Origin of the sequence: Porphyromonas sp. COT-290 OH860 (assembly GCF_000768935.1) — a bacterium.
GTDB lineage: Bacteria > Bacteroidota > Bacteroidia > Bacteroidales > Porphyromonadaceae > Porphyromonas.
Map to the genome: position 1 here is coordinate 1 of NZ_JRAR01000071.1, position 12369 is coordinate 12369.

A 12369-nucleotide genomic window follows, 5' to 3' on the forward strand; every position below is an offset into this window, starting at 1 on the left:
TGTCGATACAGTTAATTACATATTAAAGATAGTAATAATCAGGGATATACACAACGTTTCTAGCCGAAAAGAGGCAAAATACCGTGCAACGGTCTCAAGAAAGGTAAATTTACCAGCCCTTATCAATCATACCGCTACCAAAACAAATCCGATGAGCCGTATCGTAGATGACAGCATACTGCCCCGGAGCAATCCCTTGAATCCGCTCATGGCTATCAAGGCGATATAGCCCCATGCCAGCATCGTAGTGCAACGTACCGTGAGCAAACTCCGGAGTATGACGGATCTTGAAACACACTTCCAACGGCTCTCTACTACTCTCTGGGACGACAACCTCTTGGCCTGCTACGAGTGAAGCCTCGTAGCTCCATGGGTCCAAACTGATGAAATTCATCTCCTGAGTCTGGATATGCTGGCCGTACTGATCGGCTGGATCATAACCTCGGCTCACAAGAATAATGTTGCGCTTGATGTCTTTCTTAACTACGAACCAAGGTCCTCCGCTTAACCCAAGCCCTTTACGCTGACCGATCGTGTGAAACCAATAACCATTGTGCCAGCCGAGCATCTTGCCCGTTTCTCGCTCAATGATACGCCCGGGCTTCGTACCAAGTGCACGCTCAATAAACTCGTTATAGTTTACCTTACCAAGGAAGCAGATGCCTTGACTATCCTTGCGGTGTGCACTGGGGAGCTTAGCCTCCTCGGCGATTGCTCGAACCTCCGCTTTAGTCAGATGTCCAGTAGGGAAAAGCAACTTGCTAATCTGAGCGAAGTTAATCTGAGCAAGGAAGTCCGTCTGATCTTTGACAGGGTCTGGAGCTGTCGATAAGTAGAGGCGATCGCCAACGTAGGTCGTAGTAGCATAGTGCCCCGTCGCAATGAAGTCGAAGTCCTTGCCCCATTTCTCCTCAAAGCACCCGAACTTGATGAGCTTATTGCACATCATATCAGGGTTGGGCGTAAGGCCGCGCTGCACCGTGTCGATCGTGTACTGCACCACATTAGCCCAGTATTCGTCGTGCAGAGGTACGATCTCTAGGGGCAAATTGTACTGACGAGCGAGCATCTGTACCATGGCAATATCATCTTCCCAAGAGCAATCCTCAAACCCATCTCGATCCATGCCGATCTGGATATAGAAAAGTGTAGGCCGAATACCAGCCTTGCATAGCAGATGTACGACGACACTACTATCCACACCACCCGACACGAGTGCCGCCACACGAGGATCCTTTACCCCCGAGCGTTCGATCCGCTCCCTCAACGGAGCTACTAGCCTATCTATATCCATTGTTCACTAGCACTCATTAATCAGCAGAATAGAGAATATTCTTAATGTCTATATGCGAGAGATATGTTTAATATGCAGTCTACAGCCTTAGCTCCTGCGAGAAACTTCTAATAATTCTAGGTCTATCTTCATCGTACTCATCAGAAAAGAAATCTAGTGTAGGATCACTGTATTTATTCTGAATTCCCAATAATCCTCCAAGGGAATGAGTAAAAAGATCAAGCATAATGCGACGATCCTTACTACCCCGAATTTTATCATATAAATCGGGATATTCTCTACGTACCTCAGGGCTTAAATAAACAAGAAAAGGGACTGACACACCTTGGGGAAGCATGCCGTGATCACAGTAATTTGGATTTCTGGGATCATCATAGATTACCTCTCCATGATCAGAAAAGTAGACTACAATGGCGGCTCTCTTTGAGTAAAAATTAATAATCTGTGTGACTACATAATCATTATAGTAGATGCTATTTATGTAGTCAGATACTACCTGATCCTTATCTGGAGCTCGTCTTACAGGTAAACTGTCAGGAGAAAACTTAGCAAATGACTTTGGGAAACGTTTTCCATAAACAGGGTGTGAACCCATAAGATGAACGATTTGTATCAACCCTCTTTTACCAGCCTCCTCGGCCCTACTGGTTGTCTGTAGATAAGGCAAAAGATCTTCGTCATAGAAACTCTTAGTATGATCATGTTCCTCATCAATACTACGAGCATTCGCATACTTGTATCCATCCGAGAGTTTCGCAAATGTATTTAGTGGCTGTATAAAAGTTCCAGTACTTTCTTGATTGCTCGTCCACTCTACCCAATAGCCTGCTTTGGAAAATACACTAGGCAAGGCAGGGTAATCGTACCACTTTCCTTGCATTTCATTTGTTTGATATGTAAAAACCTTAGTTAAGGATTCTATTGTATTGGGAGCAGGGCTAACTACATCCGTATAGGCAGTAAGATCTCCCGTAACCAATAATGAATCTAGGCCGGGTGTATTGGAGAGGGGGAAGCCATAACAATGCATATAATCTCTTCTGAGCGTTTCGCCTACTACTACGACAACATGTAACTGACTCTGGGGGGGGGTAGTTACATACTTCTGTTCTTTCAGCTCCCCTATATCAATCTTAGCAATACGATTAGTTGCATCTGAAATAGCATGCGACTCCCTTATAAACCCTACTGTATTCCAAAGCAGGCGATCATAAGGAGCAATAGTCAAATCATAAGCCTGCCCGCTATCCATAACTTTCTGGTAAGTACGGGGGGTAGAGTACCCCAAAACAACTGCCACTGGAGGAATCGAAAGGAGAAAAAGAACAGGAACAAACCGAAAGCGCTTACCCTTGGCCCAAGATACATATCTCATCACAGTCCAAACAATTACAAAACCTACGAGCAGAACAAGTATAAGCATGGAAACATCAAATGATGCCTCAAAGTACTCACTTGCCTCTCTAGGATTGGTCCCGGCCAAGACTTGAATTACACTCTGAGTATACACCATACCATACCGATAGAGCATAAAACTCTCTGCCACAAATAGCAGAAGAGAAACTAAAATAATTGCCGTGCCCCAGATAATTTTATTAATACGATGACTAGCGAGAAGAGCATACCCCCACCAAGAGATGACAGACCAAAATAAAGAACGCAAAGCAGCTCTCATCATTGCCCCCCACAGACTAATACCTACAATTAGGCTTTCACCTTCGGGAAGAAGGTTATAACTCTTAAAAATAAAGACCGAGTTAAGGCTCATCTGTAGCAAAAAAAGTAGCACAAGAACCCAAAGGCCTTCACTTAGACCTGCGCTATACTTCTCGAAACAATAAGTATACACACTCCTAATCCGAGCAATAAATCTCATAGAATTATGCAATAATGTACTCCTATATCCTACCTTCTTGCTACATCCGCTCGGGCATCTCGATGCCGAGTAGGCTCATGCCTCGCTGGATTGTCGAGGCGACCTCACGGCTTAGAGCTAAGCGGAAGCCACGCACCACTTCGTCCTCCTCCTTGAGTACCGAGAATTCGTGGTAGAACTGATTGTACTCCTTCACCAACTCGTAGGTATAGTTCGCCACGACGGCAGGGCTATAGCTACGGCCAGCCTCGGCTACAACCTCGGCATACTCGGCTAGACGAGCAATAAGCTCCTCTTCCTTAGGAGCAATAGCTAGACCCAGCGTTGAGAAACGCTCGGGAATACTCATGCCAGCTTCTGCTGCACGGCGCAGCAGCGACTGAATACGTGCGTAGGTGTACTGAATGAACGAACCAGTATTGCCATTGAAGTCGATCGACTCCTTGGGGTTGAAGGTCATATTCTTGCGTGGATCTACCTTGAGGATAAAGTACTTGAGCGAACCCAAGCCTACACGGCGAGCGACCTCTAGAGCCTCCGCCTCGTCCATATCCTTAGCCTTGCCTTGCTCTTGGGCGATCTCGTGTGCGGTACTGATCATCTCCGCCATCAAATCATCGGCATCGACTACCGTTCCCTCACGGCTCTTCATCTTACCCTCGGGTAGCTCTACCATGCCATAGCTGAAGTGTACCAGCCCCTTACCAAACTCAAAGCCGAGTTTGTCAAGTACGATTGATAGGACTTGGAAATGGTAATTCTGCTCGTTACCTACCACATAGACCATCTTATTGATCGGATAATCCACGAAGCGTAGCTTAGCCGTACCAATATCCTGCGTCATATAGACAGAAGTGCCGTCCGAGCGCAATAGAATCTTACGGTCGAGCCCCTCGGCGGTAAGGTCTGCCCATACGGAGCCGTCCTCGTCACGAGTGAAGATACCAGCCTCTAGCCCACGAAGTACTTCGTCCCGCCCTACAAGGTAAGTGTCGGACTCGTAGTAAATCTTATCAAAATCTACTCCCATACGCTTGTAGGTTTCGTCGAAGCCGGCATACACCCACTGGTTCATACGCTTCCATAGGGCTACGGTTGCCTCATCGCCCTCCTCCCACTTGCGCAGCAGGTCTCGAGCCTCAGCCATTAGCGTAGAGGCAGCCTCAGCCTCTTCCTTAGTCTTACCCGTGGCCATGAGTTCGCTGACCTCCGCTTTGTAATGCTTGTCGAAAAGCACATAGAAGTCGCCTATGAGATGATCGCCCTTGACGCCACGGCTCTCGGGCGTAGCTCCCTCACCCCACTTGATCCATGCAAGCATCGACTTACAGATGTGAATGCCTCTATCATTGACGATATTGGTCTTGACCACCCTTTGACCATTGGCCTTGAGAATCTCTGCAAGGCTATAGCCCAGCAGGTTGTTGCGCACATGACCTAGGTGCAGGGGCTTATTGGTATTGGGAGATGAGTACTCGATCATCACTAGCGGATCTTCATCGCTTGCCACACGATGCCCATAGTTGGGTGTCGAGGCAATCTCATCGAAGAGCTCCAGCCAAGCTGATGAGGCAATCGTCAAGTTGAGAAAACCTTTGATGACCTGCACCGCAGCAACAGTAGGCTCGTGCGCCAGCAGATAGTCGCCAATCTCCTGAGCCGTAACTTCGGGGGACTTACGGCTGATCTTGAGCAGAGGGAAAGCCACGAGCGTGAGATGCCCCTCAAACTCTTTCTTACACTTCTGTAACTGAATCTGAGCCTCGGCTGGGGTTTGCTCATAAAGAGCCTCTACGGCACGAGCAATCGCTGTATTGAGTTTAGTGATAATCGACATAGAGTTTTTGAATTGATTTTAAGCTACAAAGTTAATAAAAACGCCTCAATCCTAAATTTCCCAGATCTTAGTAGCAGGGGTATGCCCCTCTCCCTGATTGACGGCTTTTCATGGAACAGTACTGCATCTACTCTTTGGGGCTAAAGTATGTGATGCCTATGAATTAACAAATATATACAAATCAAGCAGTAGAATTTATATGTTTGGAGAGGTATTGGAGCATAAGCCCAATAGGCTACGGATAGTAACCCCAAAAGTGGCAGACTGCGTATTTGGCCTCTAGGAGGCTCTACACCGCGTCCGAACTTGTTTTAGCACTTAGCCCCTAACCGAACAAAAACAACCCGTCCAAAAGGCCTACGACATAAACCACTACTACACAAACATATAAAATCAAATCCAAAGCAACTCCATACGTTCGTAGCACAGTTTTGAGATTTTCGACCCATCAATCCTTGCCGATTGATGGACATACCTCAACAGATTAGCCCACCAATCCGAATAAATCTTCCCATCAATTGCTCTCAACTGACCAAACGCCCTTAACAAACGCCCCCCCATTCCACCAAACTCTTCAATAAATTCTTAACAATCCTTAACTAAAAAAGCGACAAACGTCTGCAAGAAATCGCCAAATCTGAGCCACTAGCGGGCTGAGGCTCTGTGACACGTAACAAAAACTATCAAGAGCGAGAGCTCACGTTTATTTGGCTAAATTTGTGAGGATAACGAACAATCATCATCAACTCTATGCATACACGTTATACGCTATCGCTATTCGCTGCTTTTACGCTACTAGCGACTTTCGGGTCAGTAGCACAGACAGACAGCATTCCCAGTCATCAATCGACTAAGGCCACGCAGGAGGTAGAGCGCCCCAAGCTCCCTGCCACACAGCTGCGTTACCGAGGGCCAATCTCCATCGGTGCGCCAATCCTATCGGATAGCCTCGATGTACACGCACGGCCATTCGACTTAGGCGCATCAGCCTCTAGCCTCATCAGTCTTAGCCCCGAGAGCAATATCTATCGAACGATTGGGGCCGATGACCAAGGCGTCTTCACGACGACTACCGCCCCTTTTGCCTCGAATCAGGAGCTACAGGCTCATCTCTATGGCTTCTACTTGCTCTCTGGCAGCTATGCCAAGGGAAAAGTCAGCATCGAGTGCGATGCGCCGTGGGAGCTCTACCACAATGGCAAGAAGATAGGCTCTGGTCAGGGGAAGGCCTTGGCCGATAGTACAGCATCTACTCGGCTACCCATTACCCTTGCGCCCGAGATGCATACGCTTCTGCTCAAAGTACAGCCGCTCAATAAGGAAAAGGCCTCCAAGACCATTAGCCTAAGGGCAGGCTTTACACCCGATAGAGCAGACGCAGATATTCGTCTGCTAACCGAGCCTACGAGATACCCCGATCTCAGCTATATGATCTATGGCTCAACCCTCTCGGGGGTACGTATCTCCCCCTCGGGTCAATACAGTATCCTCTACCTGACCGAGCCAGTGGCAGGTAAGCCAAGCCATCACCGTGCGTACCTATACAGAGGCACTAAGCGCATCGGGGAGCTATCGGGCGTGGCGGCTCGAGCGCAGTGGTTACCGAAGCAAGATAGGCTCTACTTCGACGAAGCCTCGGCTTATGGACGTAGCCTATACTATCTCGACCCTACGACGATGATGCGTGAGCTCATCTGCCGGCAGATCCCAGAGGGGCGCTACATCGTGTCGCCCAATGAAACAGCTCTCGTCTTCTTCCCCGAGGACAAGGGGCCAGAGTACAAAAAGACCCTCGACCGCTTCGCCTCGGCAGATGAGCGGATCAAGGGTTTTAGGGACAGGAGCTTCTTGGCCGTTTTTGATCTAAAGACAGAAACTTATAGACGCCTTACTTTCGGCTCTCGAGGGACAATGCTACAAGATATGGCTTCGGACGATAGCAAGCTCATATTCTCCGTGCATACCCCTACGCCCGCCAAAAGTCCGTTTAGGAAGTCGGACTTCTACGAGCTCAATCTAGGTACAATGGCGGTCGATACCCTATTTGCCAATTCGATAGACATATCTAGCGTACGCTACACCTCGGACAATCAGCATTTGGTCGTCAAAGGGTCCGCTGCTAGCTTCGACTATATCGGTGCGGTTGTGCCCAAAGGCAGTGCAGTGAATGTCTTTGACGAACAGCTATTCCTCTACGATAGAGCCAGTAACTCCGCCAGAGCACTTACCAAATCGCTGGATCGCACGATCGCCTCTGTGCAGGTACCACGAGATCGCTTCGAGGCGTATTGCCTAGCAGAGGTAGGCGACGAGCGGGCGATCTATAAGATTGATCTGGCGACGGGACGCACCAACAGACTCAGCCAGAGGGAGGAGGTTGTCAAGTCTTTTGCTGTTTCTCGCCGAGGTCAGGAGCTGGTCTATGTCGGGCAGAGCGCACTTAGCTCCGATCGGTTCTACGCCATAGATACCAAGCGGGGTCGGGAGCAACTGGTCTACGACTTCGCAGCCGAGAAGATGCAGCATCTAGAGGCGGGCACGGTCAAGGATTGGGATTGGACTGCACCAGACGGCACACGCATCGAGGGACGATATTATCTACCTCATGGCTTTGACCCCAGCAAGAAGTACCCGATGCTGGTCTACTACTATGGCGGCACCTCACCGGTACATCGCGGCTTCGAGGGGGCTTATTCTCTATCCATGTACGCCTCACTTGGCTACGTTGTCTATAGCCTCAACCCCAGTGGGGCCACTGGCTACGGACAGGAGTTCGCCGCACGCCACATCAACGCATGGGGTAAGCGTACGGCTGACGAAATCATCGGAGCGGTCAAAGACTTCTGCAAGGCACACGCCTTCGTCAATGACAAGAAAATCGGCTGTATGGGGGCGAGCTATGGTGGCTTTATGACGCAGTACCTACAGACTCAGACGGATATTTTCGCAGCAGCAGTCAGCCATGCAGGGATCTCTGCCATTGCGTCCTACTGGGGCGAAGGCTTCTGGGGCGTGGGGTACAGCACGATTGCCAGCAAGGATAGCTATCCGTGGAATAACCCTAAGCTATACACCGAACAGAGTCCACTCTATCTGGCGGACAAAATCCACACCCCACTATTGCTCATTCACGGTCTGTCGGATACTAATGTCCCCGCAGGAGAGAGCTGGCAAATGTTTAATGCGTTGCGCATACTAGGAAGGCCAGTCGAATTCGTTGGTGTATATGGGGAGGATCATCACATCTTGGATCCGCAGAAGCGGTACGAATGGTCTTCGGCGATCATGGCATTCTTCGCCAAGTACCTACAAGACAACCCTACATGGTGGGACGACCTCTTCCCCAAGACCGGCGTATAGCCCTGTCAGAGTAGGACCTGAGGGTATAAACATTCATCAAATACTAGACTTATGAAACGAATTTGTTTGCTTATCGCTGCACTCTTGGTGCTAGCTTCGTGTGACAAAAAGTCGAAGGACGTACCTAAGCCACCCAAGATTGACGAACTGAAAGAACCCTTCTTCAAGGGGAGAATCCCACTTCTTGGCGAATATCTGGTGCACGACTTCGAGCTCGTCGGCTCCGTCACTCAGATGACTAGCGAGATCGAGGGCGTCATGTTCAGCAGGGTTGAACGCATCTTCCAACCTCCCTACTTAGTAGAAGCAATCACACACAGCGAGCATGGTTCAGACGCTAAGCGCTACACATACATCACACACCCCAAGCTGGGGCGTCCTGTGATCTCTGCAGTCTATGTAGAGCACAAGCCCTCTAGGCCATATACAGTCAATTACTTCTACGACAAGGCGGGCAATATGGTACTTGAGCGACGCATTCAGGGGGAGAAGGTAGAGCAAGAAGTGCGCTATATGTACGACTACGCCAAGCGAGAGGTAAGCATACGTATCGTAAGAGATGGGGTCGAGAGCCCCAAGGATCAGCCCTACTGCGCCCAAGACAAGAAGGGACGCATTGCTTGGATATACACATATCTTGACGGACAACCTTCGCAGAGAAACGACTACCAATACGACGATCTAGGAAATATTGTACAGACCGAGCAGACCACCTACGCCAACAAGAGTAGCGTCAAGAAGGTTACGAAGTTTAAGTACAACAGAGAGGGACTCGTGACGAGCTCAGAAACCTTGCTTAACGGCTCGGTCGAAAGCAAACAAATGATAGAATACGAGCTAGACCGAGAGAGCAACTGGACACGCAAAACGGTCAAGAGCTATGACGGCAAGGGCGAACTCACAGGCACGCTCGTCACCAAGCGCACGATTACCTACAAGAAGAAATAGGCTGCCGACAGCCTAGAAACAGTTAGCCCCGCTGGAGCGATCTCCTAAGAGATGTTCTCCAGCGGGGCTAATTTGTAGGATGAGGTCCACTCGCCTTATAGAATTTCCTTGTGCAGATTCGCCACTAGGCTACTTGCTCCGATGCGTAGCAGCTCTGGCGTTAGCCATTCCTCGCCGAGGATATGCTTGACGAGTGTGTAGTACTTCACCGCATCTTCGGCAGTCTTGATGCCACCGCTGAACTTGATGCCTCGCTTGTGGCCATACTTCGTGTGGTACTCCTTGAGCACCGTACACATGATGTAGGCAGCCTCTAGGTTAGCACCGGGATATTCCTTACCAGTAGAGGTCTTGAGGAAGTCTGCCCCTGCATAGAGCGAGAGGATAGAGGCACGACGAATGGCCTCTGGCTCGGCGAGTGCACCCGTTTCAAGGATTACTTTGAGGTGTGCATCTCTACAAGCCGCTTTCTGCTCTTCGATTTCGCTGCTTGCCTCTTCGTAGTCGCCCTCTAGGAACTTGCCGAGGTTGAGCACGATGTCTATTTCATCTGCTCCAGCAGCCACGGCGAGAGCGGTCTCGGCAATTTTAACCTCGATGAAGCTCTGCGAGGCTGGGAATGCGCCACTAACACAAGCTACACGTACGTTTGGTGCAGTAAGGGTTTCACGCACTGTGCTCACGAAGTTGGGGTACACACAGATGGCTGCTACGTTGGAGATACTGTCGTCTAGCCCATCATAGTCATTGACCTGCTCTGTGAATTTGGCAACCTTGGTCTCCGTGTCTGCGCCCATGAGGGTCGTGAGGTCAATCGTGCCGTGGAGAAATTTCTTAACCTCTACCGTATTATTAGCTTCAAACTCGGCATCGAGGATCTTGGCTATGGCACTCTGTAGCGCCTCGCCCATGAGGGCTGGGGCAAACGAAGCGAAAGCCTCTTCGTACTTACTTATTGTCTGTTCCATTTAGTTTAGGATTATTGATATGTCTAGTCTTGTCTCGGCTCGTTTTCTTCTCCAGATTGCGTGCGAAAGCCTCAGTTAGGTCTACACCCGTCTGGTTGGCCAGACAGAGCAACACCCACAGCACATCGGCCATCTCATCACCCAGATCATGGCTCTCGCCTGCCTTGAAGCTTTGGTCGCCGTATTTGCGTGCCATCACTCGAGCCAGCTCGCCGACCTCTTCGGTAAGTATCGCCATATTAGTTAGCTCGCCGAAGTAGCGTACGCCGTAGGTCTTGATCCAGCCATCTACTTGCATTTGAGCCTCTCTGAGGCTGAGCTCTGCCTTGTGTCTGTGTTCCGTCGTCATGAAGAGAAATACCGCTAAAATGTTTGCCAAAGGTAGTAAAGAATAACGGGAGTGCAGGAGAATATGCTCACTGAAGCCTGCCTCTTGACCACCTAGCGAATAAATTACCGTGCCACGGATCCACTTGAGTGGGCTCTGTGGCACGGCTTGTCTATTTGGTCCAATGTGGCTCTGCGAAATTACTTTACACGCTCCAGCTCTACGGTGAAGTGACGCATCACTAGTAGCTCGTGTATGATATGGAAGCCCTTGGTGATGTGATCGGCTCGCTCCTTGACATTGGCGAAGGCCGCAGCTACGACGTCCATATGGTTGTTCGTATAGGTGCGGCGAGGGATCGCAAGGCGAAGTAGCTCGAGTCTTGGATAGCGATTCTCACGTGTATCGGGATCTCTATCTGCCAGAATGGAACCAATCTCCACACCACGGATACCAGCCTCCAGATATAGCTCAACGCCTAGGGTCTGAGCGATGAACTGCTCCTTGGGCACATGGGTAAGCACCTGCTTGGCGTCTACAAAGATGGCATGGCCACCTGCTGGACGCTGGTAGGGAATGCCATACTCGTCGAGCTTAGCTCCAAGATAAGCAACCTGACGAATACGTGCATCGAGCGTATCGAACTCGGTACCCTCGTCCAGACCTTGTGCCAGAGCATTCATATCTCGCCCGCTCATACCACCGTATGTGATGTAGCCCTCGTTCATGATGCAGAACATCTGACAGCGACGCCACAGCTCCTCGCTCTTGAAAGCAACGAAGCCCCCCATATTGACGATAGCGTCCTTCTTGCTCGACATCGTCATGACGTCGGCATACGAAAACATCTCTCGCACGATCTCCTTAATGCTCTTGTCGGCGTAGCCTGCCTCCCTAGTCTTGATGAAATAGGCATTCTCGGCGAAGCGTGCCGAGTCGAGCAGCAACATAATGCCATATTTGCGGCACAGCTCCGAGGTCTCACGGATATTTTTCATAGATACGGGCTGCCCCCCTGCGGTATTGTTGGTCACAGTGAGCACCACGCATGGGATCTGCTCCTTGGGTGTTTCCTTGAGGATCTTCTCGAGCTTATTCAGATCCATCTCGCCCTTGAATGGTAGCTCGATCTGTGTGTCGGCTGCAGCATCAATCGTGCAGTCTGGTGCGTATGCTTGTCGAAACTCTATATGCCCCTTGGTCGTGTCGAAGTGAGAGTTGCCGGGGAGGATATCGCCCTTCTTGACAATAGTAGAGAAGAGCACATTCTCGGCGGCACGCCCCTGATGTGTGGGCAGGAAGTAGTCGAAGCCTAGGATATCCTTGATTGCACTCTTCATGTTGAAGTAACTCGATGCTCCTGCGTAGCTTTCGTCCCCTAGCATCATCGCCGACCATTGTCTGTCGCTCATGGCTCCAGTACCCGAGTCGGTCAGCAGGTCAATGAATACTTGGTCGCTTCTGAGCTTGAAAAGGTTGTACTTGGCATCACGAATCCACTGCTCGCGATCTTCTCGTGTTGATACCCGTATAGGCTCTACCATCTTGATCCTGTACGGCTCGGCATAAGGTAACTTCATAACAATTCTCTTGGTTAATAATTAAGACATTTTTTAGTGAATTGAATTCTGGCTAAAGTTACGAAAAAACAAACACCAACCTCCTCGGGCGAGATTTATATTTTAGCCCAAATTTCAGAATGTTGATGAGAGAAACGCTTTAGACTAGCGAGAAAAACGGCAGACCGTGTATTTGGAG

8 protein-coding genes are annotated in these 12369 nt (G+C 49.7%); 2 read left to right on the forward strand and 6 right to left on the reverse strand.

The genetic code is table 11. From position 1 onward, the window contains the following. Positions 1 to 109 precede the first annotated feature (109 nt). From mnmA to argS, 3 genes are all read right to left on the reverse strand, one after another. A complete protein-coding gene (gene mnmA, locus HQ41_RS07655; protein WP_081964806.1) occupies positions 110 to 1294 on the reverse strand; it encodes a tRNA 2-thiouridine(34) synthase MnmA in 1185 nt (394 codons plus the stop codon). Between the two features lie 79 nt (positions 1295 to 1373). After that, positions 1374 to 3062 carry a phosphoethanolamine transferase gene (locus HQ41_RS07660; RefSeq protein WP_161780596.1) on the reverse strand — a complete coding sequence of 563 codons (1689 nt, stop codon included), beginning with the start codon at positions 3060 to 3062 and terminating at the stop codon, positions 1374 to 1376. Positions 3063 to 3210: 148 nt separating this feature from the next. Next, entirely contained in the window at positions 3211 to 5007 is a 1797-nt protein-coding gene (gene argS, locus HQ41_RS07665; RefSeq protein ID WP_044190094.1) for an arginine--tRNA ligase, read from the reverse strand. A gap of 750 nt (positions 5008 to 5757) precedes the next feature. Between argS and HQ41_RS07670 the strand changes: the two genes are divergently transcribed. Both HQ41_RS07670 and HQ41_RS07675 read left to right on the forward strand, forming a co-directional pair. Continuing rightward, positions 5758 to 8367, forward strand: a complete 2610-nt coding sequence (locus HQ41_RS07670) for a S9 family peptidase (protein ID WP_052405351.1) — start codon at positions 5758 to 5760, stop codon at positions 8365 to 8367. Between the two features lie 51 nt (positions 8368 to 8418). After that, complete coding sequence (locus HQ41_RS07675) at positions 8419 to 9315, forward strand: hypothetical protein (RefSeq protein ID WP_152567370.1); 897 nt, start codon at positions 8419 to 8421, stop codon at positions 9313 to 9315. A gap of 95 nt (positions 9316 to 9410) precedes the next feature. Here the strand turns inward: HQ41_RS07675 and deoC are convergent, their stop codons facing one another. The 3 genes from deoC to HQ41_RS07690 all read right to left on the reverse strand — a co-directional run bounded on the left by deoC (position 9411) and on the right by HQ41_RS07690 (position 12191). After that, positions 9411 to 10283: a deoxyribose-phosphate aldolase gene (gene deoC, locus HQ41_RS07680; RefSeq protein WP_044190100.1), complete on the reverse strand. Its 873-nt coding sequence runs from the start codon at positions 10281 to 10283 to the stop codon at positions 9411 to 9413. Further along, positions 10264 to 10632 (reverse strand): nucleotide pyrophosphohydrolase, encoded by a 369-nt coding sequence (locus HQ41_RS07685; protein ID WP_044190123.1) that lies wholly within the window; start codon positions 10630 to 10632, stop codon positions 10264 to 10266. The genes deoC and HQ41_RS07685 overlap by 20 nt, the downstream gene beginning before the upstream one ends. Positions 10633 to 10811: 179 nt before the next feature. Then, positions 10812 to 12191, reverse strand: coding sequence for a tryptophanase (locus HQ41_RS07690; RefSeq protein ID WP_044190102.1), 1380 nt, complete (start codon positions 12189 to 12191; stop codon positions 10812 to 10814). Positions 12192 to 12369: the final 178 nt, after the last annotated feature.

Excerpts from the sequence above, each read along its gene's own strand:
- HQ41_RS07690 (WP_044190102.1), bottom strand. The coding sequence starts at position 12,191 with ATGAAGTTACCTTATGCCGAGCCGTACAGGATCAAGATGGTAGAGCCT.
- HQ41_RS07675 (WP_152567370.1), top strand. The coding sequence starts at position 8,419 with ATGAAACGAATTTGTTTGCTTATCGCTGCACTCTTGGTGCTAGCTTCG.
- HQ41_RS07685 (WP_044190123.1), bottom strand. The coding sequence starts at position 10,632 with ATGACGACGGAACACAGACACAAGGCAGAGCTCAGCCTCAGAGAGGCT.
- HQ41_RS07660 (WP_161780596.1), bottom strand. The coding sequence starts at position 3,062 with ATGAGCCTTAACTCGGTCTTTATTTTTAAGAGTTATAACCTTCTTCCC.
- HQ41_RS07670 (WP_052405351.1), top strand. The coding sequence starts at position 5,758 with ATGCATACACGTTATACGCTATCGCTATTCGCTGCTTTTACGCTACTA.
- mnmA (WP_081964806.1), bottom strand. The coding sequence starts at position 1,294 with ATGGATATAGATAGGCTAGTAGCTCCGTTGAGGGAGCGGATCGAACGC.
- deoC (WP_044190100.1), bottom strand. The coding sequence starts at position 10,283 with ATGGAACAGACAATAAGTAAGTACGAAGAGGCTTTCGCTTCGTTTGCC.
- argS (WP_044190094.1), bottom strand. The coding sequence starts at position 5,007 with ATGTCGATTATCACTAAACTCAATACAGCGATTGCTCGTGCCGTAGAG.